The organism is Pantoea sp. X-Soil-TKNS-1280 (assembly GCF_059730475.1).
On sequence record NZ_AP035962.1, the window covers coordinates 1,957,687 to 1,979,254 of the forward strand.

20 protein-coding genes are annotated in these 21,568 nt (G+C 56.9%); 10 read left to right on the top strand and 10 right to left on the bottom strand.

Annotated features, from left to right (window positions below):
- Nucleotides 1–3 precede the first annotated feature (3 nt).
- Nucleotides 4–1,158 (bottom strand): efflux RND transporter periplasmic adaptor subunit, encoded by a 1,155-nt coding sequence (locus AC6I8X_RS09175; RefSeq protein WP_299452691.1) that lies wholly within the window; start codon nt 1,156–1,158, stop codon nt 4–6.
- A gap of 295 nt (nt 1,159–1,453) precedes the next feature.
- On the opposite strand from AC6I8X_RS09175, the gene AC6I8X_RS09180 reads away from it, so the two are divergent.
- The 3 genes from AC6I8X_RS09180 to AC6I8X_RS09190 all read left to right on the top strand — a co-directional run bounded on the left by AC6I8X_RS09180 (nt 1,454) and on the right by AC6I8X_RS09190 (nt 2,580).
- Nucleotides 1,454–1,801: a helix-turn-helix domain-containing protein gene (locus tag AC6I8X_RS09180; protein ID WP_084874465.1), complete on the top strand. Its 348-nt coding sequence runs from the start codon at nt 1,454–1,456 to the stop codon at nt 1,799–1,801.
- Nucleotides 1,802–1,888: 87 nt separating this feature from the next.
- Nucleotides 1,889–2,314, top strand: a complete 426-nt coding sequence (locus AC6I8X_RS09185) for a ribonuclease domain-containing protein (protein ID WP_084874467.1) — start codon at nt 1,889–1,891, stop codon at nt 2,312–2,314.
- 2 nt (nt 2,315–2,316) lie between these two features.
- Nucleotides 2,317–2,580: a barstar family protein gene (locus AC6I8X_RS09190; protein ID WP_497840936.1), complete on the top strand. Its 264-nt coding sequence runs from the start codon at nt 2,317–2,319 to the stop codon at nt 2,578–2,580.
- Here AC6I8X_RS09190 and AC6I8X_RS09195 read toward each other — a convergent pair.
- From AC6I8X_RS09195 to AC6I8X_RS09210, 4 genes are all read right to left on the bottom strand, one after another.
- On the bottom strand, nt 2,577–4,940 hold the full coding sequence (locus AC6I8X_RS09195) for a virulence factor SrfC family protein (RefSeq protein ID WP_416412580.1): 2,364 nt from the start codon (nt 4,938–4,940) through the stop codon (nt 2,577–2,579). The genes AC6I8X_RS09190 and AC6I8X_RS09195 overlap by 4 nt on opposite strands.
- Entirely contained in the window at nt 4,937–7,909 is a 2,973-nt protein-coding gene (locus AC6I8X_RS09200; RefSeq protein WP_497840937.1) for a virulence factor SrfB, read from the bottom strand. The genes AC6I8X_RS09195 and AC6I8X_RS09200 overlap by 4 nt, the downstream gene beginning before the upstream one ends.
- Before the next feature lie 2 nt (nt 7,910–7,911).
- Nucleotides 7,912–9,234: an SrfA family protein gene (locus tag AC6I8X_RS09205; RefSeq protein WP_497840938.1), complete on the bottom strand. Its 1,323-nt coding sequence runs from the start codon at nt 9,232–9,234 to the stop codon at nt 7,912–7,914.
- 152 nt (nt 9,235–9,386) lie between these two features.
- Nucleotides 9,387–10,565, bottom strand: coding sequence for a benzoate/H(+) symporter BenE family transporter (locus AC6I8X_RS09210; protein WP_497840939.1), 1,179 nt, complete (start codon nt 10,563–10,565; stop codon nt 9,387–9,389).
- Between the two features lie 95 nt (nt 10,566–10,660).
- Between AC6I8X_RS09210 and AC6I8X_RS09215 the strand changes: the two genes are divergently transcribed.
- The 3 genes from AC6I8X_RS09215 to AC6I8X_RS09225 all read left to right on the top strand — a co-directional run bounded on the left by AC6I8X_RS09215 (nt 10,661) and on the right by AC6I8X_RS09225 (nt 12,282).
- Nucleotides 10,661–11,206 carry a helix-turn-helix domain-containing protein gene (locus tag AC6I8X_RS09215; protein ID WP_497840940.1) on the top strand — a complete coding sequence of 182 codons (546 nt, stop codon included), beginning with the start codon at nt 10,661–10,663 and terminating at the stop codon, nt 11,204–11,206.
- 84 nt (nt 11,207–11,290) lie between these two features.
- On the top strand, nt 11,291–11,710 hold the full coding sequence (locus AC6I8X_RS09220) for a MarR family winged helix-turn-helix transcriptional regulator (protein ID WP_313683515.1): 420 nt from the start codon (nt 11,291–11,293) through the stop codon (nt 11,708–11,710).
- 20 nt (nt 11,711–11,730) lie between these two features.
- Nucleotides 11,731–12,282, top strand: a complete 552-nt coding sequence (locus tag AC6I8X_RS09225) for an isochorismatase family protein (RefSeq protein ID WP_313683516.1) — start codon at nt 11,731–11,733, stop codon at nt 12,280–12,282.
- Nucleotides 12,283–12,320: 38 nt separating this feature from the next.
- On the opposite strand, the gene pqqU is transcribed toward AC6I8X_RS09225, so the two are convergent.
- On the bottom strand, nt 12,321–14,447 hold the full coding sequence (gene pqqU, locus AC6I8X_RS09230) for a TonB-dependent receptor PqqU (RefSeq protein WP_497840941.1): 2,127 nt from the start codon (nt 14,445–14,447) through the stop codon (nt 12,321–12,323).
- 487 nt (nt 14,448–14,934) lie between these two features.
- On the opposite strand from pqqU, the gene AC6I8X_RS09235 reads away from it, so the two are divergent.
- The 4 genes from AC6I8X_RS09235 to AC6I8X_RS09250 all read left to right on the top strand — a co-directional run bounded on the left by AC6I8X_RS09235 (nt 14,935) and on the right by AC6I8X_RS09250 (nt 17,890).
- On the top strand, nt 14,935–15,276 hold the full coding sequence (locus AC6I8X_RS09235; RefSeq protein WP_310617591.1) for a hypothetical protein: 342 nt from the start codon (nt 14,935–14,937) through the stop codon (nt 15,274–15,276).
- Between the two features lie 13 nt (nt 15,277–15,289).
- Nucleotides 15,290–16,006: a hypothetical protein gene (locus tag AC6I8X_RS09240; protein WP_497840942.1), complete on the top strand. Its 717-nt coding sequence runs from the start codon at nt 15,290–15,292 to the stop codon at nt 16,004–16,006.
- A 233-nt stretch (nt 16,007–16,239) separates the two neighbouring features.
- On the top strand, nt 16,240–17,103 hold the full coding sequence (locus AC6I8X_RS09245) for an NAD(P)-dependent oxidoreductase (RefSeq protein WP_497840943.1): 864 nt from the start codon (nt 16,240–16,242) through the stop codon (nt 17,101–17,103).
- A 4-nt stretch (nt 17,104–17,107) separates the two neighbouring features.
- Nucleotides 17,108–17,890: an AraC family transcriptional regulator gene (locus tag AC6I8X_RS09250; protein ID WP_313683519.1), complete on the top strand. Its 783-nt coding sequence runs from the start codon at nt 17,108–17,110 to the stop codon at nt 17,888–17,890.
- Here the strand turns inward: AC6I8X_RS09250 and leuA are convergent.
- The 4 genes from leuA to AC6I8X_RS09270 form a co-directional block, all read right to left on the bottom strand.
- Complete coding sequence (leuA, locus tag AC6I8X_RS09255) at nt 17,841–19,526, bottom strand: 2-isopropylmalate synthase (protein ID WP_497840944.1); 1,686 nt, start codon at nt 19,524–19,526, stop codon at nt 17,841–17,843. The two genes, AC6I8X_RS09250 and leuA, sit on opposite strands and share 50 nt — an antisense overlap.
- 131 nt (nt 19,527–19,657) lie before the next feature.
- Nucleotides 19,658–20,305 carry an anti-sigma factor gene (locus AC6I8X_RS09260; protein ID WP_497840945.1) on the bottom strand — a complete coding sequence of 216 codons (648 nt, stop codon included), beginning with the start codon at nt 20,303–20,305 and terminating at the stop codon, nt 19,658–19,660.
- Nucleotides 20,302–20,856 (bottom strand): RNA polymerase sigma factor, encoded by a 555-nt coding sequence (locus AC6I8X_RS09265; RefSeq protein WP_497840946.1) that lies wholly within the window; start codon nt 20,854–20,856, stop codon nt 20,302–20,304. Before AC6I8X_RS09265 ends, AC6I8X_RS09260 begins: the two co-directional genes overlap by 4 nt.
- 43 nt (nt 20,857–20,899) lie before the next feature.
- The gene (locus AC6I8X_RS09270) at nt 20,900–21,463 is read right to left on the bottom strand and encodes a fasciclin domain-containing protein (protein WP_497841028.1); all 564 of its coding nucleotides are present in this window, start codon (nt 21,461–21,463) and stop codon (nt 20,900–20,902) included.
- Nucleotides 21,464–21,568 lie beyond the last annotated feature (105 nt).

Sequence of the window (21,568 nt, forward strand, 5' to 3'; positions counted from 1 at the left end):
TAGTTATTGGGCGGTGCGCATCGCTACCGGTTGCGCGGTGACCGGCATGCCGGGCATAAAGACTTTCTGTAAACCGTTCACAATCACCTTGTCGCCAGGTTTCAGGCCGCTCTGCACGATACGCAGGCCATCAGCCAGGTCACCCTGCTGGATGTCACGACGCTGCGCTTTGCCGCTGGCGTCCACCACGTAAACGTATTTACGATCCTGGTCAGTCAGCACGGCTTTATCGTCGATCAGCAGGGCGTTGAAATCAGCGCTGCCAGGCAGGCGCACGCGGGCAAACAAGCCGGGAGTGAACTGACGTTGCTGATTATCCAGCGTGGCACGCATGCGGATGGTGCCGGTGCTGGCTGTCAGCTGGTTATCAAGGAAATCGACTTTACCGACATGGGGATAGCCCTGTTCACCGGTCAGACCAATTTCCACCGGCAGAGCGCCGCGGTTTTCTCCCTTGCGTGCCATGGCCTGGTAACGCAGGAAGGTGCCTTCATCCACGTCGAAATAGACGTAGACATGGTCCTGTGAGACCAGCGTGGTCAGCACGCTGGCGCTGTCTCCGGCGGTCACCAGGTTGCCGATGGTGATCATCGCGCGGCTGGCGCGGCCATCAATCGGTGCGGTCACACGGGTGAAGTCGAGATTGAGCTGGGCCATATCCACCGCCGCCTGCGCGGACAGTACGGAAGCCTGTGCCTGGCTGGCGGCGGAACGGCGCTGTTCCGCCTCTTCACGCGACACCGCCAGCGTGCCAATCAGCTTATCGGTACGTGCCGATTCACTGCGTGCCAGCGCCGCCTGACTGCGTGCCTGCGCCAGTTCAGCCTGCGCCTGCTCCAGTGCCGCGCGGTAGGTGCGATCATCGATAGTGAACAGCACCTGGCCTTTCTTCACTTCATCGCCTTCGCGATAGTTAACCTGGTCGATGTAGCCGGATACGCGCGGGCGCAGCTGTACGCTCTGCACCGCTTCGATACGGCCATTAAAATTGTCCCACTGGCTGACTTTCTGCTGTACCACCTGCGCCACACTCACTTCGGGCGGTGGCGGTGGGGCACTTTTTGCCACACCCCGATCACAACCGGCCAGCAGGCTTCCCAGCAGCACCACTCCTGACAGGCTTACGCCCAGACGAACCCCATATGTCTGCAGATGCATTGTAGTTATTCCGCGTTAGTCAAAAAATTGAAAGGTCTTGTACAAAAAATTTTGCAACTTTGACGGTTGCATTAAAACGTGATGAGTGTAGGCTTGTGTAAACTGCATCTGCAAGAATATCTGATACACTTTATGTGCGGTTTTGATCGCAACGGATCATGCAGGGAATACCCCTACGAGAAGTGCGGCATTTAATGCAATAATAAAACTTGCATTAAGTGGCATAGTCAGTACCCTTAAAGTGTAACTGCAATAGATACTGATACTGATCGCCACGGCGACGGGAGAGAATGGAATGATGAGCGACGCATTTATTCACGATCTGATCGACTGGATTGATAACAACATTGAAGCACGTCTGGATCTGGACACCGTAGCGGGGCGCGCCGGTTACTCAAAATGGCACCTGCAACGGATGTTCAAAGAACACACCGGCTATCCGCTGGGTGAATACATCCGGGCGGAGAAACTGAAAAGATCGGCGGACCGACTGACCACCACTAACGAACCGATCCTCAATGTGGCGATTTCGCTGGGTTTTGACTCACAACAGTCATTCAACCGCAGCTTTAAACGCCAGTATGGCGTGGCACCTGGCGCATGGCGTCGTCATGCAGGGCACCAGCCAAGCGTTATGCAATAAACTCCGCCAGGGCCAGCATTGCTGGCCCGCGTTTTTCCCGCCTGAAAAGCCTGCTATCATCGGCCTCCTGAACTTCAGGAAGGCACTATGTCAAAGAAACTCTGGATTGGATTGATTATTGCGCTGGTTGCCAGTTGGGCCGGGCTAAAACCGCATTTTTCCGCAGCACCAAAAACCGATATCGCGCAGCAGACCGATGCCGAAACCGTGGCGCGCTGGCTACAGCAGCATCATAAATTGCCTGATCTCTATATCACCAAAAGTGAAGCCCGACGTCAGGGCTGGAATCCGGCCAAAGGGAATCTGTGCGATGTGCTGCCAGGCCGGGCGATTGGCGGTGACCGTTTTGGTAACCGTGAGCAGCGACTGCCGCAGCAAGCCGGACGACAATGGTATGAAGCCGATGTGAATTACGATTGCGGCCACCGTGATGCCGATCGTCTGCTTTACTCTTCAGATGGCCTGATCTTTCTCACCACCGATCACTATCGCAGCTTTAAGCCGGTACCCTGACAATGCTGACGCTGACCTTTGATTTCCACCGACTGCCCGATCGTCAGGCGTTCTATCACGCGCTGGCGCACCAGACTCATTGCCCGTTTGCCTTCGGTAATAATCTCGACGCGTTATGGGATTGGCTGACGGGCGGCATGGCGCTGCCCGCGACGCTGCATTTACGCCATTTCGATGCATCCAGCGTGGAGTTTGCGCCAGTACTGGCGTTGCTGGAAGAGGCCGAGGCGCAGCTGGCAGGTGAGCTGCGCCTGGTGCGCGATTAAGCGTGCAGTGGCAGCAACATAATAGCCAGCGTCTGGCGGGCGCTGGCAGGTAAGTCGCCCCCGCCGGTGTAGCCATTATTCTCGACAATCACGCTGTTCAGCCCCACCAGCCAGTCATAAATGTAATAGGCGGTGTGGTTAGCCGGTGCGGCAGAGAGTCGCGTCAGGCGCTGACCTGACGAGAAACTGACGCTGGGCGCGGGTGGACGGGCAAAAATAGTCTGGCCGCGATTGACCCGGCTTGCCGGACGCTCCGCTTCCGGGCGCTGCAAAAAGCCCAGCCAGGCGACAAAATCCCCCAGCACCGTCATGGCACGCGAAACCTGACGATCGGTACGCGCCTCATGTGCGCTGGCCTGTGCATCCGGCTCATTCAGTGCCGTCTGTAGCTTACTCAGCATCTGATGACGGAAGCTGGCGGTGATCAACTCCTCCACCAGCAACTCCAGCGTCGGTTTATCGACGTTAAGCAGTGCCAGCAGGCTACGACTTTCTGGCAACTGGCGCAGGTGATCCAGCCACAACGCAAAGACCTGCTGCGGAAATTGCTTATCGTTCGGGCTGCTGTGATGGCGTGGTTCACTGGCGGTGACCGGCTCGTCTTTAAACAGATCGAACTCAAATCCGATACCGAAATAGCTTTGTCCGGCGGGGGTGGCCTGCGTCTTTTGCTGTGTGCCGCCGCTGTTCTGGCTGAGCCACAACTGACGCACCGCGTCACGTGACGGTTGCAGACGCTCCAGCAATTCACCATGCAGACCGGTACGATGTTGCAGACATTTCAGCAGCGTATCGGCGATGGTTTGTTTGCGTGCTGCCTGTTCCGGCGTGGCACTGGCTTCCGTCCAGGGCTGCAGGCGGTCCACCAGTTTTTGTTGCAGCGCACTGAGTTGCAGCGCCAGGCGGTCGCGACGTGCGTCCGGCTGCATTTCATCCTGCAACCAGCTGCCCATGCGATCAACGCCAGCACGGTCCAGCGCCAGCATCGAACCCCAGCTCTGGCCGGGTTGCCCAATCTGGCGTTGCACTGCTTCATCCACATTGATTTGCTGATGGCGGGCATCGTAAGGGGTGATGGCCCAGATCAGGCGCGGTTTCTCACCGCTGGCAGGGATCGGCTGGTGCAAATGCCATTCGCGTAATGCCTGGCTGGCGAGATCGGCATCCTGACGCTGGCTGGCGGCGGTGCAAATCAACAACAGGTCGATATCCTGCCGTGCAGCGTAAAAACCCGGCAGCAGCGCGCGCTTTTGTTCCAGTAACCTGGCGCGCAGTGCATCACGCGTTTGCAGGCGCTGGCGATCGTCAAGCTGCGCACGGTCCGTTGGCGTGCCGGGTGCCGGTAGCTCCAGCATATCGGCTTCATCATACAACGCCTGACGTGGTGTCGAACTGAGCGGGATGGTGATTTCCAGCGTCAGCAGGGCCAGCAGTCCGAGCGGCACCTGCTGCGCTTTGCCGACGCGATTGGCGACGATCGGGCACACCTCGATCATCTCCAGCAGGTCGGCATCGCTGGCAATCAGTTTCTCGGCGGGCAATGACGCGTCATCCACCAGCAGGCTGAGCGGGGCCAGCACGCGCGGCGCGTGGCGCAGCTGATGACGCAGGTGCATCAGGCTGCGCAGGCTTTCGCTCAGTGCCGTTTGTCCCGGCCACAGCAACGCGAACAGCTGCACGCGGTCGTCCACGTTCAGCCACGGGGCGAGGGCGACCGCCTGCGGCCAGAAGTGGCGATCCAGCACCTCGGCATGACGATGATAGCGACGGCTCCACGCCCACAGCGTGACTAACGCATCACTCTCCAGTCCCGGCTCTGGTTCACTGAGACGATGGCGTTGCAGACGTTGCAAAGCGCTATCGATAGTGGCGGTATCCGGCTGCGCTTCAGTGGTGGCACAGGCCAGCATCAGGCGGATCAGCTCTGACTCGCTGAGCAAGGTTATCTCCAGCGGCCAGGCGCTGGATGAGGTTTCCCGCTGGTGGCTGAAACGAGTGGCGCTGGCAAAATCGAGATTGCCGGGATTGATATGCTGAAAATAGTTCAGGGTTTTGTCGCCAAGACGCGCCATCAGTTGCCCCTGCGCGTCGCCGACCATTTCACTCAGCAGCCAGGCTTTACCCGCCTGCGACTGACCAAATAACGCCAGCGTCACCGGTCGCGCCAGTTGACGCGCCAGCGCATGGCTTTCCACCCTGGCGCGCCGCAGTTGCAGGCTCAGGGTATCGCCTTCCATCGTCAGACGAGTGGAGTGCGGTTGCTGCTGTTCCACCCAGTTAAGGGCACCATCGAGGGTTTCCTGTAGCAGGCCCAGGCGTTTTGCCAGCGTGGCTGGCGGCTGTTTTTTGGCGGTTCTCATTTTTTGCAGACGCTCCCGCTATCAATCCAGTATTGCGCATTCGCATTGCCCGTGGCGGAAAGCGTGTTCAGTTTCAGGCTCAGTTGTTCCAGCGGAATGCGGCTGCCATCATCCAGACGCGCCTCGCTCAGCACCAGACGTTCCGGACCGGCATTATCCGGGCCGGGTTGCACGGCCAGCTTAATCCGCAACACGCTTTCACCCGCCACTTTGCGCGCTAACGCCGGGTCGGTGATACTCAGGCTGTAAAGCGGCGAAGCGGGCCAGCGGTCGTTTTCCAGCTGGCGGAAGCCGAGGCAGACGTTACCGCGAATACGGAAGCTGCTCTTACGATCCAGCGCGAAGGCCCCGTTATCGAGATCGATCTCGCTGTAGCACAGGTTGTCATCGCTCAGCGCCTGGGTTTCATCCAGCACGCCAAGGTAGCGGATGGTGGAGTAAGGTTCGAAATCTCCGGCACGGAACCAGAAACTGCTGAGGCGCAGATCCAGCGCCAGCAGGCACAGCATGGCCCCGACTGCCGCGGTCGATTTCGGGTTATCAATACGGCCTTGTTTGTTGAACGGATACCAGTCGCTGGTGTGATAGCCTTCCAGCGACAAAATACGGCTGCCCGGCAGCGGTTGCAGGTGGCGTACCAGCGCCTGGATGCCGGGGAAACGCGACGGGCGGCCGGTCAGGAGCAGTACGTCACATTGATACAGCGATACCACTTCACACATGGCACGCAGCGCCGGGATGATCGCCATCCGATGTTGCAGGAATTCGCCATGCAGCTGGGCGAGACTGACCACCAGCGGCACTTCCAGCAGGTCAAAGCGGCTGTCACCGCCGAGGGTACGCTGAATTTCACCGTTGACGAACGCCAGTACCGCGCTGCCCGGTTTTTGCGGCACCAGCTCGCCAAACAGCGCATTGATCTCGCTGTGGCTGTCGAGCGGGTTCCAGTTTTCATAACGCTCCAGCACCGCCTGCGCCAGCGGAATAAACAGTTGCAGGGTGACCTGCTGACGCAGTGTGGCCTGCCCATCCATGCGGCTGTCGTGGCCGAACAATTTATTCATCAGTGGTTCGGGCAGCAGCAGACCGGCTTTCTGCAAACTCTGCTGCAAGGCGGGCAGGATCCACAGCTGGATCACATCCAGCAGGATGTCGTCTCCGGCCACCTTGAAACCTTCGCGGAACAGCAGGCGTGGGGTGATTTTGACGTTGTTACCCTGGCCGTCATCAAGACGATATTGCGTGATGGCGAGATCGGTCGTGCCGCCGCCAATATCAATCGAGGCGATGCGCAGGCTTTTGCCCGGCAGCTCATCGGCTTCACGCGGGCGATCGGGGCGGGCCATGCTGGTAAAGAAATCTTCGGCGCGACCGGCAAAGTTGACCTGGGTTTCGTTGAACAGCCACACCATCTGACCACAGGTGGCTTCATCCCACTCCATCTGCACATCTGGCACCGGGCGCAGGCTTTGGGCCTGCGTCTCGGCTGTAAAGGCTTCTTCCGCCGGGTGCCAGCCTTCCGCTTTCCACACCAGTGCGATGGCTTCCTGCATGCGGCGACGGAAAATTTCACGCTCCGGTTTCGGCATCGCGGAAGGCAGGGTGAGGATAACATGACGCAGCTGACGCGGCGTCTGGCTTTGCGGCATGCGCTGCCGTTGCGCCACGCTGTTCATCTGCATCATCGCCTGTGCCAGTAATTCGCACAGCATAAAGGTCATCAGCGAGCTGCGGCTGTAGCTGGCGGAAAATACCGGCAGGCGGTCATCCGCCGCCAGCGCATGCAGTGGCTGGCCTTCATCATTCAGCAGCAGGGTAAAGGGCAGCGCGGTAGCCTGTGGCTCGTCGCCGCTGCCGTTGGCGTTGAAACGCCAGCCAGGCTGATAGCGCGCTTCATCCCACAGATAACGGCGTGGGCTGGAGAGACCGGTGCTGCCCTCCGTACCGGCACGCAACAGCGCGAGGCGACTGGCTTCGCGGCCAACACGCGTCAGTGACGGCCACATAAAGGCGTTTTCACGTCCGCTTTCCAGCGAGAAATTGGCTTTGCCAAAGCGGGGCTGGGCGAACTCCAGACGGCTGTCGAACAGTTCGTTGTACACCTGATGGGGTTGAGACAGGTCACGCAGTTGTAACTCATAGGTCTGACGCAGGCCGTTGCTCTCTTCCGGGTGGTCTTCCACCAGGATGCCACAGGTGTGGGAGTTGCCGACATCAAGAATGATATCGACATTCACCGCCGGGGTCTGGGGGGAGGCCGCCTGAATGGTGATTTCTGCCAAATCGAGCTGTTCACCCAGCAGTTCCAGCAGGTTGAGGTAATGCGCCTGATATTCGAATTCGCGCAGCGCCTGATTCAGTTCCTGCTCGCGGCGTGATTCCAGCGCGCTGACCTGCTGGCTAAAGGTTTCGCGCAGCCAGCCATCAACCCAGGTGTGATCGAGGAATTCACCCAGTTCATAGTTGTGCCAGGCGAGGGCAAAACTGACGCCGTTCTGCGCATCGGCCTGGCTCAGACCCAGTTGCTCGCCACCCTCGCTCTCTGCCACCAGTCGGGTGTCAAAGGCGAGGGTGATGCGATGGGTATTGCCTGCGGCATCCGGCTGTGACAGCTGAGCCAGGTGCAGACGTGCCCAGTTTTCCGGGCCACCAATAAAACGACGGCCACTGGTGCAACGCAACACCGGTAATGGCAGCCATTGATGGGCGAGCAGCGTCAGTGAATCGGACAGCGCAATATCGGATTCGGGGCGTACCACTTCCGGTGCGCTGCCATCTTCCGGATACAGCAAAAACTTGCCGCTGTTGCCGTCAACGTTCAGGCGCAGCAGCGGGCCATTGGCTGTCTGGCGCACAAACTGGCGGCGCGCCTGCAACGCAGGCAGACGCAGGCCAAAATCGAGAAACTGCACACCGCTATCTTCAATCAGCGTGATTTTTTGTTTGTCATCGATGAGGGGTGCCAACATGGTTATTTACTCTCACGCTTGATCGTCAACGGGAAAACCTGATCCGCGCCATATTGCGCGTCACAGCTGGCAATGCCATCGCCCTGTTTACATACCAGTTCCGGCATGCGGTAGCGCGATTTGTCGCTACAGCTGGCGGTGTATCGGCTGCGAACGACCATGGTGCCCGCACTGGTCATGGCAGCGGTGACGTCGGCTTTACAGCGAATACCATCGCCCTGGGTAATCAGTGCGGTGCCTTTGCCGTTTCTGATCTGATAACGCAGGCTCGGTGGCTTGCCGGTGGGCAGATTGGTCTGGCGCAAGGTGACACGCCAGCGGCCATCAAGGAAACGCACCGAACCGACGCGCACATCTTCAGCGGTGATCACCAAATCGTCGGCTTGCGCCGGTGCGGTAGGAACCGGAGCGGCAGCCACCGGGACTGGTGGCGTTACCGCTGCGGCTGGCACTGGTTCAGGGGCGACGACCGTGGCGCTGGCTTGTGGCAGGGTGGTGGCGAGTTTTTCTGCCTGGACCAGTACCGCAGGCGGAGCAATCGCTTTGCTGACCACGGGAGCCGGAGTCTGGACGACCGCAGGCGGTACCGCTTCCGGCGAACTGTGTAGCCAGAATGCCACACCGGCGGTGGCCGCAACGGCCACTGGCAGCAGCAGTAACCACGGACGCCATGAACTTGCCGCAGGCGGTGGCGGGATGATTTCTGCCTGCTCCGGTTCTGGCGCGACAATCTCCGGCAGCACTTCTTCGGTGGCGATGGCTTCGGGTTCAGGTTCTGCCACCAGCAACGGCGTATCCAGCACCGGCGGCGGTTCCGGCAACAGTGACGGCAGTTGCTCATCGAGGCTGTCACGCAGACAGGCCAGCGCGTCATCACGCGTGCGCGCCTGTGGATCGACAAAGCCCCAGAAAGTAATCACGGGTTTGCCGTCCACCAGATAGACATATTGCTGATCGGGGAATTGCAGGGTTTTACTCAGCAACGCGCCAAACAGGCGCATGGCAGGATTCTCGGTGTCGCGTGCACGCTGGCTCAGAGCCTGGAGATCCTGCTGATTAAGGGTGAGTTGTTCCAGTGCCTGGCGACGTTCATGGTCGCTGGCCGCCAGCCACGAACGCACTTTGCCGCTGAACGGCGCGTACCAGTCGAGGCGATCGCCGCGTTCATTGGGCTGCGGAATGGCGAGGCAGTTCGCCAGCGTGGTTTGGCGGCGCAACCGCAGGGTTTCGCGAATTTGCAGGGCTGAGGCCCAGACTGGCTGGCCGTTCTCACCCAGTGCCAGTACCGCGTCGAGATTGCCGCTACGCAGAAAAGTTTTTGCCACTCGTTGGCCCTTATCGGTGAATGTCTGAGGCAGAAAATCGTGTGTGATTAGCGATGGTGGTGATCTTAAGCCAAATGCGGGCGAATCAAACGGCGGAAATAAGGGGGAAAACAGGGCGGTTTTCCCCGGCTGGGCGATAAATTGTGGAAAACTTAAGCGCGGGAGCGCGGCGACAGCACCAGATAAGTCAGCATACCGCCGACCAGACCCCAGAAGGCGGAACCGATGCCGAGCATCGATACGCCGCTGGCGGTGATCAGAAACGCGATCACTGCGCTATCGCGATGTTGTGGTTCTGCCAGCGCGCGATGCAGGCTACCGGACAAGGTACCCAGCAGCGCCAGGCCCGCCAGTGTGGCGATCAACACCTGTGGCAGCGCACTCAGCAGCATAGCGATCAACGCGCCGGTAAAACCGGTCAGGATATAGAAGAATCCGGCCAGTGCCGACGCCATCCAGCGACGGGACGGATCGGCATCGACCTCTTCACCCATACAAATGGCGGCGGTGATGGCAGCAATACACACCGAAAAGCCACCAAACGGCGACAGCACCAGCGCAATCGCGCCGGTCCAGCCGGTGAGTGCAGACACTGGCGGCTGATAACCATGCGCCTGAAGCGTGGCGATACCCGGCGCATTTTGCGACGCCATCGTCACAAGGAAATAGGGTATGCCGACACCGATCAGCGCCGCGAGAGTAAAGTGCGGCGTAATCCATTGTGGCACGCTGATGCTCAATGCCTGGGACGGGATGGCGATGGCGTGTTGACCCAGCGCCACCAGCACACCGGCGAACAACGCCAGGATGACCGCGTAACGCGGCAGCCAAAGGCGGCTGAACAGCCATACCAGGCACATGCTGCCGCACAGCGCAAAATTGCCCTGTAAGCCGGTAAAAGTATTCAGGCCGAAGCGCAACAGGATCCCCGCCAGCATGGCGGCGGCCAGCGATTGCGGAATATATTTCATCAGACGGGCGAACAGGCCAGTGACACCGCACAGGACAATCAGCACGTTAGTGAAGACAAAGACGCCCACCACTTCATGCAACGTCAGGCCGTGCAGGCTGGTTGCCAGTAGCGCCGCTCCCGGTGTTGACCAGGCCGCCAGCACCGGCATGCGTGTCCATAAGGACAAACCGAGCGAAGCGACGCCCATGCCAATTCCCAGCATCGACAGCCAGCCACCAATCTGCGCCGGCGTTGCCCCTGCGGCCTGTGCTGCCTGGAAAATAATGGCGGCCGAGCTGCTGTAGCCAATCAGTACGGCAACCAGGCCTGAAATCAGTATGGGCAGCGAAAGCGAGCTGCGTGTGGTGGCGCTTATCATGCAGGGCGGTCCTTTGTGCGTTATAGCGCACATTGTTGCATGGGACGTTATAGCGCACAAGTGCTACACTGCGCGCGAGCTTGTCAGGAGATCCCATGGAAAATCTGCATCAACACCTGAGCCTGGCGCTAAAACAGTTGCGGCAGGCCAATGGCTGGAGTTTAACGCTGGCGGCTGCACGCACTGGCGTCAGCAAAGCGATGCTTGGCCAAATCGAACGCGGTGAATCCAGTCCTACCGTGGCGACGTTGTGGAAAATTGCCACCGGCTTTAACGTCCCTTTTTCCTTCTTTATCCAGCGCAGCGAACAGCCTCCGGGAATGGCGGCAACCTTTAGCCAGAGCAATGCACAGATGCACGCCAAATCGTTGCTGCCCTACGATGCGCAGCTGTGTTTTGATCTGCTGGAGGTGACGTTAGCGCCGGGGGCGCAAAGTGATTCTTCGCCGCATGAAGAGGGGGTGATTGAACAGGTGGTCGTGATCGAAGGCGAGTTGCTGCTGGGGGTTGAGGGTACCTGGCGCCGTTTACAGTCGGGTGAAGCCAGCCAGTTTGCCGGTGATAAACCACATAGCTACCGCAATCCACAGAGCACGCCATTGCGCTTTCACAGCCTGATCCACTATCCGCGTCGGCCATAAGGCTTACAAATTGATACGAAGGTAAACTACACAGTTTACCTTCGTATTTATATACTCGCGTTTCATTGTAAGGGAGATGTCGTCATGAGCGATCTGAACAGCGCCGCTGCAGCGCTGCGTAGCGTCAACGGCAAACTGGCCAGGCGTTTGCGTGAATCGGCACCACCGGGAGATCTCACCTGGTCGCAGGTGGCGGTACTCGGCTATCTGGTACGTGATGGCGCGATGACCGTGACGGAGCTGGCACAGGCGGAAGGGGTGCGTACCCAATCAATGGGGGCGACAGTCGCCAGTCTGCTGACGGCAGGCATGGTGCTGGGTGAAGCCGATCCGCATGACGGTCGAAAAACCCGCTACTATCCAACCAAAGCCTGTCGCGCATTGGTGGCAACGAATCGTGCTCAGCGTGATGACTGGCTGGTGAAAAGCATGGCGACGCTCAGCCCGCAGGAACAGCAAACGCTGCTGGCCGCTATTCCCTTACTGCAACGACTTGCCGACTAATAATCCTGAGAGGACTCAACATGGCTTTAACGACACTCGACGCCAAAACCGCCCTGATTGTGATTGACCTGCAACATGGGATTGTGGCGCTGCCAGTGGTGCATGATCCGAAAGTGGTGATCGAACAGTGTGCGCGCCTGACTGATGCATTCCGCGCCAAAGATCTGCCAGTCGTGCTGGTTAACGTGGCTGGCGGTGCGCCGGGTCGTAATGAGCAGGTGCGCCACAGCGGCGAGCTGCCAGCAGACTGGGCGGTACTGGTGCCGGAAATGACGCCGCAGCCGGGCGACATCAGCATTACCAAAAAAACCTGGGGTGCATTCCACAACACCAGCCTGCACGAGCAGCTGCAGCAACGCGGTGTGACTCAGGTGGTGGTGTGCGGTATCGCGACCAGCATCGGGGTGGAATCTACTGCGCGCCAGGCGTATGAATTAGGTTACAACGTCACGCTGGCCACCGATGCCATGACCTGTCTGAATGCGGATACGCATCAGAACAGCGTCGAGCGCATTTTCCCGCGCCTCGGTGAAACCGGTTCAACGGCGGATGTGCTGGCGCTGCTGGGATAATACAAGAAAAAAAAGCGCGATTTTTCGCGCTTTTTTAATTACTGAAAGGCGTAGCTTACGGTCAGACCCACGCTGTAGTTACGACCGGGTGCAGGTTCGTAATAGCGACCGTTGCTCTCGTTAACAATCACTGAACCGATATAGTTGCGGTCAAACAGGTTATCGACGCGGGTAAACGCATCCAGCGTCCAGTTCTCGCGGACCTGCCACTTGTAGCCGGTGTTCAGACCCACCACGGTGTAAGCCGGGGCTTTCACATCGTTTTCATCATCAGCAGCGATATCGCTCATATAACGCACATCGGCTCCGGCATACCAGCCGTATTCAGGCGCATATGACAATCCGGCGTACGCCATGTTGCGCGCAATACCTGGGATGCGATTACCGTCGCAACTGTCCGTACCACAGGCGTTGCTGCGGTAGCGCGCATCCAGCAGGGTCCATGCCGCTTTCAGCCGCCAGTTTTCACCAAACTGCTGATCCAGGCCCAGTTCCAGACCACGACGACGGGTTTGTCCGGCATTTTTATAGCTGGTCCGTCCGTTGCTGCTGCTATCCGCGACGATTTCATTATCCGTATCAGTCTGGAAAATAGCGGCGGTCAGCAGACCGTAACCGATACGTTTTTTAGTACCCAGCTCAACGGTATCGCTGGTGGCGGGTTTCAGGCCGAGATTAAGTCCTGACTGCCCGTCAGAGCGGTAAGACAGCTCATTGATGGTCGGGGTTTCAAAACCACGTCCCGCGGAAACATAGGCGTTCCAGCTATCGTCGATGGCATATTTCAATGACGCTGCAGGCAGCCAGCGATGGTAAGTTGCGTTGCCGCTGTCATCACCGTTGCCAGGGGTGATATAGAAATCGTTGGAGTCAAAATTGACGGTGCTGAAACGCACGCCAGCATCCAGCGACCACTTATCCGTCAGTTGCCAGGCTGTTTGCAGATAAGGATCCAGATTCCACATCAGATTGCGTTCATTACGACGCATATCGCCCATCACGCCGTAATCGGTTACGCCGTTACTGGTGGTGAAGTTTTCATAGCCTTTGCGGCGTTCGGTCATGGTTTCATAATCGAGGCCGCCGGTTACCGTGAGCGGAATGCTGAACAGGGTGTCGCGATGGGTCCAGCGGGTGTCGATCCCCTGGTAATGACGGGTAAGGGAAATCACGCCACCCGGATGTGCCGCGTTGGTCTGCGCACTGGCCGGAATAGACTGATACTGAGTGGTTTCACGCACACCGGCGTACATCATCACGCTCAGGTCGTCGTTTTTGCTCATCTGACGCTGATAATGCAGACCGCCCTGGGTTTGATCGACGGTTTTACGCGCGTTGTACAAGGTGACATTGCTCGCCACCTGGCGCGGGTTTTGCTCCCACTGTGCTTCAGTTAATCCGCCCGGATCCTGCGCATCCACATGAACGCTGTTGAACAGCAGCGTCAGAGTGCTGACATCATCAATACGTACGCCCAGCTTCGCGTTACCGAGATTTTTCTCTGCCGAGCTATGGTCACGATAGCCGTGCGTGGTAAAGCGTGAAGCGGAGAGGGTGTAGTTCACGTCCCCGGCATGGGTACCGTCGCCGGTCGCGCCGCTGGCTTTAATGCTGTTGCGCCAGCTGCCGTAACTGCCGTACCAGCTGCTGGCTTCCAGCGTGGTGGGCTGCTGGCCGGTTTGGGTTTCGACATTGATCACGCCACCGGACGAGTTGCCATACAGCGCGGAAAAGGGGCCGCGCAGCACTTCAACGTGGTCGATCGATCCGATGTCAACGTTTGAGGTCTGGCCCTGACCATCCGGCATGGTGGCCGGGATGCCATCCACATACATGCGAATGCCGCGCAGGCCATAAGTGGAGCGTGAACCAAAGCCGCGCACTGAAATCTGAAGATCCTGGGCATAATTCTGGCGGTTCTGGATTTGCAGACCGGGCACCCCATAAAGATTTTCAGACAGGTTAACGCGCGGGGCCGCGTGGCGCATATCCTCGCCAGAAACCACGCTGACCGCCGCGGGCGTATCCAGTTCGGATAAACCAGAACCGGCGGGAGTGGCGCTGACCACCATGGTGTTGCTGGCATCATCCGCTGCCAATAACGGTAAGGGGAACACCGCAGGCAACGCCAGCCACAGCGCCTGACGCAGTAAAGCTATTTTCATTATGAAAGACCGTAACAAAAGAAGTGAAATGTACCGGGCGGAACATTATGGCGCATATGTTAATGGTTTTTTCGGTTGTTTGAAAAGCGTTAATAGTATGACGGGTTATTGCCAACGTTCAGGTTTAAAAATGTTTTTTCACCGCACCTCTGGCCTGGCTGTAATCGCTGGTGCCTTAAGTCACATTGGGTTGTACTAAAGGTTGGTGCGACATTGTCACGAAATTCAATCAAAGCGCCATTGTGCATTTTTGCGATGTTTTACCATGCAGGAAAGAGGTAAATTGTCTTTGTAAATCATTGCACTAACTGACTTTTACAACCATCAGGATTGCGCACTAAAGCTTTGCAGGGATGCAAAGAGTTGTTGTATGCTCTGTGTCACCAGATGGGTGACACTTCACACAATTCCACCCTGTGACTTCACGGTCTGGGTGGTTTTTTAATAGTTTTATTGTGACCCCTTGAGCCGTGATCGGGAGGTTTGGATGACAACTTTAGCGCGACGCTCTGTGCAAACGATTAAAAATCGCACGCAGTACGTTGACTCATTTGTCGATTCTGAAACTTCAAATGAATTCACTGTGCTTCGTTTAAGTGAGCGCCAGTCCCCTCAGCGTCAACTTTTTATCGTTACACTGAATGATACTCAGGCTGATGGTGAAGTTATTCCGTTCGCTGAAATTGCCACGTCATCAACGAATAAACTCCGCTATGTCGTAAAACCTTCTGAACAGTATCCGCAACTGGCGGACGCTCATCTTCTCGACATGATAGAGACAGTCATTACAATCTTTATGAATAAACATTGGAATAATAATATTCACTAATAGGTTCGCAGATATGCCCCCAGACCTGATTGGTAACTACAATAAAGATATTCACATCGAGTTGGATGGCGTTAAAAGTCATCTTGAAACGAATTATCTATTTACTCGTGAAGGCGGTCTTTTCCGGGTTGATGAATATGTTCTAAATGGTGGGGCATATCATTACTACCTGGATATTTATTCAATAGGCTGCTCTGAACCTGATTTTTATCTCGACTTCGGCACGGACCTTGATGATCAGGGAGTGCGGCACGATGATATCGTTCAAAATCTGTTGTCCCTAAATATGGAAGATGAGCGACGTACCAGGAAGATCGGTCGGGTTGCTTATAAGGATATGTTACTACATGATAATGGCTTCGTGCTTTCTGCAAAACAGATAAAAAGTGTTGTTATTGACGAAGATTACCGCGCTGCCGGCCTGGCAAGAAATATATACAAAACGTTGACGATAAAGCATGAGTATATTGTTTGTGATAATACACAAAGTATCTCAGGCGGATCGTTATGGGCGAGCAGTATCTTAACTATTGGCGAAGTCAGAATTTATAATACGCGCCTGAATGCTTTTGTTGATGTGCTTGCCAAAGAGGGAAAGGGTATTGGAGGATTGATTCCCTGGAGTTGTCAGACGCTCACCGCCCAACAAATCGTGGAGTGGGGGCGCGCATTTAATCCAGACTCCTGCCATCATATCGTTAATGTGCTTAATAAAGATGCACTCTATTAATAATAATCCCACCACGCGATAATTTTTATTAAGTTACAAGCTTTATGAATAATTAATAACGATTGACCCGCGAAGCGTTTTTTTATGCCCCTATAATGCAATTTCTATAGTATGACGGGTTATTGCCAACGCTCGGGTTTAAAAATGTTTTTTCACCGCACCTCTGGCCTGGCTGTGCAGCTGAATTCCTGTCAGGCTAGCGTTTTTGTCCGAAACCATAGAAGGGAATGAAGATGAGTCAGCAACCCGTAGTCGCGGTATTGGGGCTGGGCGCAATGGGCCATGCCTTTGCCGCTAACCTGTTGAAGAAAGGCTTTGTGGTACAGGGTTGGAACCGCACACGCGCCCGTGGCGAAGATTTAGTGTCTGCCGGACTGCTCCTGAGTGACAGCGTCGTACAGGCGGTGGACGGGGCGGACGTGGTGATCGCCATGCTGTCTGACGGTGAGACGACGCTCCAGGTCATCAGTGAAGCGCAAGGTGCGTTAAATCACGGTGCCACGCTGTGCCAGATGGGCACCATTGGGGTAGATGCGACCGATGCGCTGATTGCGCAGCTGGCGGAAGCGCGTCCGGATGTGGTGTTTATCGATGCGCCGGTTTCCGGTACTAAAGCGCCAGCTGAAAATGCGCAGATTCTGGTGATGGCGAGCGGTGATCAGAGCAAAGCCCAGGCGGCAGAACAAGTGTTTGCGGCGATTGGCAAGGGCACCCAATGGCTTGGGGCTGCCGGGGCCAGCTCACGCATGAAGCTGGTGGTTAACAGCTGGCTGATTGGCCTGATGCAGAGCCTGGCGGAAAGTACCCGTCTGGCAGAGCAATTTGGTTTCAGCACCGAAGACCTGTGGAAAGTGCTGGACGGTGGCCCGCTGGCGGCACCTTACGCCAAAATGAAACTCGGCATGATCGCCAGCGGCGATTTCACCCCGCAAATGCATCTGATCTGGGCATTGAAAGATGCGCGTCTGGCGCTGGATGCCGCCGGTGACGCCAAACTGCCCGCGCTGGAGAACATCGTGGATGTCTGGCAGCAGGCGGTGGACGCCGGTTATGGCGAACAGGATCTGGCAGCGGTTTATCAGTTCCTGAAGCCGTAAAACGATGACGGCGGTGCTGAACTTCGATTTCACCAGCCGTCCGCTGGTGCCCTATGCCCATGATTATGCCCACGGCGATGCAGAGCCGTGGCATTACCATGACTGTGCCCAGCTGATTCACACTCTGAGCGGTGTGGTGAAGGTGGAGACTCAGCACGGCAACTGGATTGTACCGCCCAGTCGTGGCGTCTGGTTGCCCGCCGGTACGCGGCATGCGTTGCAGATTGTGGGGCAGGTGGCGGCGCGTACTCTGTTTGTTGATCCTCTGGCACGGGCCGATCTGCCTGCCAGTTGCCAGGTGGTGCAGATCTCCCCGTTGCTGCGTGAGCTGATTGTCAGTGCGATAGCCTTGCCTGAAAGCTACTCAGCGGGCAGCCGCGCCGAGCGGATCTACGAACTGATTCTGGATGAAATCCGGGTGATGGATGTGCTGCCGTTCGGTTTCCCCTGGCCGGAAAGTGCACGTTTGCTGGCGTTATGCCAGCAGGTCCAGCAGCAGCCCGGCGAAAACTGGACGCTGGCACGGGCAGCGGCAGAACTGTGCGTGGCGGAGCGCACCCTGGCGCGCCACTTCAGTCGCGAAACCGGTTTGCAGTTCAGCGACTGGGTGCGGCGGGTGCGCATCAGCGTCGCTTTAACCCGACTGGCGCAGGGCGACACGGTGCTGGCGGTGGCGCTGGACCTCGGTTATGACAGCCCGGACGCCTTCAGTGCGATGTTTCGCCGTTTACTCGGGGTTACGCCAGCGAACTACTTTCCTGCGGCAGAAAAGCGTGGGCGGCGTTAAGCAAGGCCTGCAACGAAGCACGCGCCACGTCATTGTCGATACCCACGCCCCAGGCGCGCTCGCCACGACTATTCACACAACTGAGGTAGGTGACGGAGCGACTGTCACTGCGTTTGCCCAGGGTGTGTTCATGATAATCCTCAATACTCAGCGTCAGGCCATAGCGCTGGCGTAATGCGGTGACCGCAGCGGACAGCAACCCGTTGCCTTTGCCTTCCAGACTGACCTGTTGTGTCCCTTGCTGCAGCCGGGCTTTCAGGCGCGTTTCTCCTTTGTCATCGCTATGACTTTCCGCTTCCAGCAGTCGCCGTGTCGGTTGCGTCAAACCGTAGTGTTCACAAAACAGTTGCCACAGCGCGTGGTGGGTCATCTCCTGACCATGCGCATCGGTTTGCTGCTGCACGATACGGCTGAAATCCTGTTGCAGGCCGCGCGGCAATTGCAGGCCGTGGTTCTGCTCCAGCAGCCAGGCGGCACCGCCTTTGCCGGATTGGCTATTCACACGGATCACCGCTTCATAGCTGCACCCGATATCCGCCGGATCGAGCGGCAGATACGGCATCTGCCAGATTGTTTCTTTGCGTTCAGCACGCTCGGCAAACCCTTTGCGAATCGCATCCTGATGCGAGCCGGAAAACGCGGTAAACACCAGTTCACCGGCATAAGGGTGGCGTGGATGCACCGGCAACTGGTTGCAGCGCGTCACCACTTCCAGCACCTGCTGGATATCGCTGAAATCGAGTTGCGGAGCGACCCCCTGGGTATACAGATTCAGCGCCAGGGTGACGATGTCTACGTTACCGGTGCGTTCACCGTTGCCGAACAGGCAGCCTTCAACCCGATCGGCTCCGGCCAGTAAAGCCAGTTCGGCGCAGGCGATGCCAGTGCCGCGATCGTTATGTGGGTGCACGCTGATGCTCACCTGCGCGCGCTGGCTGAAATGACGGCAGAAATATTCAATCTGGTCGGCATAGACATTCGGCGTGTTCACTTCAACAGTGGCGGGCAGGTTGATGATCATCGGTCGCTGCGCACCAGGTTGCCAGATGGCCGCCACCGCTTCACAAATCTCCAGGGCGAATTCCGGTTCGGTAAAGCAGAAGGTTTCCGGCGAGTACTGGAAGGTCCATGCAGTGTCCGGCTGGCTTTCACAGTGGGCACGTATCTGGCGTGCACCGGCGCAGGCCAGTTCGATAATTTCTGCTTTGCTCTGGCGAAACACGCGCTCACGGAACAGCGGGGCGGTGGCGTTGTAAAGATGGACGATGGCGCGCGGTGCGCCACGCAGCGCCGCAAACGTCCGGTCGATCAGATCGGCGCGTGCCTGGGTCAGCACCTGAATGGCGACGTCGTCAGGGATGTGGTGCTGTTCAATCAGCAGGCGCACAAAGTCGAAGTCAGTTTGCGAGGCGGCAGGAAAAGCCACTTCAATCTCTTTAAATCCGCAGCGCACCAGCAGTTGCCAGAACTCCAGCTTGCGTGCGCTGTCCATCGGTGTTGCCAGGGCCTGATTGCCGTCACGCAGATCAGTGGAAAGCCAGCGTGGTGCCTGGGTCAGCTGGCGGGATGGCCACTGGCGATCAGGCATATTAATCACCGGATAAGGACGATATTTTTCAGCAGGTTGGGTAAGCATGGGCATTCTCCTTGTGGTCTGCCGCCAGTCTCGCTGAAGAGCGGTGGTTGCGGCTCGCCCATTGCTGACAACCATCCGTGTAAAACTGACAATTAAGACGCCACAGCCACCCCGTCTTATGCACCACCTGTTCATAATTTAGAGCTGAACAAAATCGGACCGGTCGGAAGGCCGGTTGGCGACCCGCCTTTTGGCTCAAGGCTGATGGCTATCGAAGCATTATTCAATGGATTCAAGCCGTTTAAAGCAAAGTCACTGGTGGCCTCGCTGTTCACTAAGCCCAGCGACACAGGCGCTTTACCCGCCGGGATTAGCCAAAGCTGCAGGCTTCGGTCGGGATCGACGTTAACCTGGCCGAGCGGGAAGAGGCTGATCCTGTCCTGGTGACTGTTGGTGCTCACAACCCATTGTCCGGTATGCTGGGCATTATCCAACACCGTTAGCGGCGTCAGGGCTGGTTCTCTGTAGAGGTAAGCAGAGACGAGTACCGCAATGGTAATACCCGCAGCAGCAAGCCAGGGGAGTAAACGCCGCTGCGGCGTAACCTTGTTTCTGGCAGGAAGGGCAAGGGAAATTCTCTTCCATATGACGTCAGGCGGTTTGACAGGGACAAGATGGTGATCCATCCCTGCCAGCAGTAATTCCCATCGGGATACACGCTCCGCCAGTTGAGCTTCATTCAACATCCTTCGCTGAAAGCGGAGTCTGGCACCCCCGCGCAATGTCCCCAGCGCATATTCTGCCGCCAGTGATTCATCAAGTTTGTCTCGTTCGCTCATAACCCAACGCACTCCCGAAGGTGTTCCATGCCGCGACGAATCCAGCTTTTTACCGATCCAACAGGCTGCTGTAGCCAGTCGGCGATATCCTTATGCGACATGCCCTGATAATAGGCGAGCGATATGCTCTGACGCTGCTCACTGCTTAAATGTTTCAGGCAATGATGCAGCCGCGCAACCCGCTCGGCATCCTGATTATCCTGATGTTCAGAAACAACGGTTGTTATCTGATCCTCAACATATTCTTCGTCCGCACGGAACTGCCGGACATATCCACTTCGCAGCCAGTCAATACAGCGGTTGCGAACGATGTGCGTCATCCAGGTCATCGGCGAACTCAGGGTGCCATTAAAAGATGCAGCACTGTTCCAGACGGTGATAAAACAGTCATGCAGGACTTCTTCTGCCCAGGGACGGTGATGCAGCATACGCAGTGCAATCGCGAACAGATGCGGTGAGGTGAGTCGGTAGAGCTGTTCAAAGGCAGAGCGGTCGCCATCCGCAACCGCCCTGAGTAACCTTTTTTGCTGCTCAGCCTGAATTGGCTCCATATTCTTTCCGGATGGTTTCACTTCCCGTTCGGAGTATAGACAATTACCTGGGCATCAGAACGTTATCAATTACATCAATCACGCCGTTTTTCTGGTTGACGTCATAGGTACTGATATTCGCGACGTTACCTTGTCCGTCCTTCAGTTGGATGTTATGCGGACCATTATTCATGATCCACACAGGCTGGCCGTTCACGGTTTTCAGTTCAGCATGACCACCACCTTGTTTAATTTTTTGTTCCAGCGCCTTCATATCATATTTTCCGGCAACCACGTGATAGGTCAGCACGCTGGTAAGTTTGGCTTTGTTTTCGGGCTTGAGCAGGTTATCGACCGTTCCTGCGGGTAATTTGGCAAAGGCGGCATTAGTCGGCGCGAATACGGTGAACGGACCTTTGCCCTGTAACGTATCAACGAGGCCTGCGGCCTTCACTGCGGCGACGAGAGTGGTATGGTCTTTTGAATTTACAGCATTTTCAATGATGTTCTTTTGGGGATACATTGCAGCACCTCCAACCATGACAGAGTCATTGTTCATTGCAGCGCTAACGCCCGTTGCAATGAAAAGTGCTGCGGATACGACGGTAAGGCTAATTAACTTTTTCATCATATACCCTCATTGAAGGAGCAAAGAAGTTGCTCACGATCGGATATACGAGTGGGAAGGGGTAATGGATGCAGCTTAAAATGATTTTTTTGTGCGCCGCGATTT

What these genes read in the sequence shown, in the direction of transcription:
- AC6I8X_RS09175 (WP_299452691.1), bottom strand. Translation starts at nt 1,158, where the DNA reads ATGCATCTGCAGACATATGGGGTTCGTCTGGGCGTAAGCCTGTCAGGA.
- AC6I8X_RS09180 (WP_084874465.1), top strand. Translation starts at nt 1,454, where the DNA reads ATGATGAGCGACGCATTTATTCACGATCTGATCGACTGGATTGATAAC.
- AC6I8X_RS09185 (WP_084874467.1), top strand. Translation starts at nt 1,889, where the DNA reads ATGTCAAAGAAACTCTGGATTGGATTGATTATTGCGCTGGTTGCCAGT.
- AC6I8X_RS09190 (WP_497840936.1), top strand. Translation starts at nt 2,317, where the DNA reads ATGCTGACGCTGACCTTTGATTTCCACCGACTGCCCGATCGTCAGGCG.
- AC6I8X_RS09195 (WP_416412580.1), bottom strand. Translation starts at nt 4,940, where the DNA reads ATGAGAACCGCCAAAAAACAGCCGCCAGCCACGCTGGCAAAACGCCTG.
- AC6I8X_RS09200 (WP_497840937.1), bottom strand. Translation starts at nt 7,909, where the DNA reads ATGTTGGCACCCCTCATCGATGACAAACAAAAAATCACGCTGATTGAA.
- AC6I8X_RS09210 (WP_497840939.1), bottom strand. Translation starts at nt 10,565, where the DNA reads ATGATAAGCGCCACCACACGCAGCTCGCTTTCGCTGCCCATACTGATT.
- AC6I8X_RS09215 (WP_497840940.1), top strand. Translation starts at nt 10,661, where the DNA reads ATGGAAAATCTGCATCAACACCTGAGCCTGGCGCTAAAACAGTTGCGG.
- AC6I8X_RS09220 (WP_313683515.1), top strand. Translation starts at nt 11,291, where the DNA reads ATGAGCGATCTGAACAGCGCCGCTGCAGCGCTGCGTAGCGTCAACGGC.
- AC6I8X_RS09225 (WP_313683516.1), top strand. Translation starts at nt 11,731, where the DNA reads ATGGCTTTAACGACACTCGACGCCAAAACCGCCCTGATTGTGATTGAC.
- pqqU (WP_497840941.1), bottom strand. Translation starts at nt 14,447, where the DNA reads ATGAAAATAGCTTTACTGCGTCAGGCGCTGTGGCTGGCGTTGCCTGCG.
- AC6I8X_RS09235 (WP_310617591.1), top strand. Translation starts at nt 14,935, where the DNA reads ATGACAACTTTAGCGCGACGCTCTGTGCAAACGATTAAAAATCGCACG.
- AC6I8X_RS09240 (WP_497840942.1), top strand. Translation starts at nt 15,290, where the DNA reads ATGCCCCCAGACCTGATTGGTAACTACAATAAAGATATTCACATCGAG.
- AC6I8X_RS09245 (WP_497840943.1), top strand. Translation starts at nt 16,240, where the DNA reads ATGAGTCAGCAACCCGTAGTCGCGGTATTGGGGCTGGGCGCAATGGGC.
- AC6I8X_RS09250 (WP_313683519.1), top strand. Translation starts at nt 17,108, where the DNA reads ATGACGGCGGTGCTGAACTTCGATTTCACCAGCCGTCCGCTGGTGCCC.
- leuA (WP_497840944.1), bottom strand. Translation starts at nt 19,526, where the DNA reads ATGCTTACCCAACCTGCTGAAAAATATCGTCCTTATCCGGTGATTAAT.
- AC6I8X_RS09260 (WP_497840945.1), bottom strand. Translation starts at nt 20,305, where the DNA reads ATGAGCGAACGAGACAAACTTGATGAATCACTGGCGGCAGAATATGCG.
- AC6I8X_RS09265 (WP_497840946.1), bottom strand. Translation starts at nt 20,856, where the DNA reads ATGGAGCCAATTCAGGCTGAGCAGCAAAAAAGGTTACTCAGGGCGGTT.
- AC6I8X_RS09270 (WP_497841028.1), bottom strand. Translation starts at nt 21,463, where the DNA reads ATGAAAAAGTTAATTAGCCTTACCGTCGTATCCGCAGCACTTTTCATT.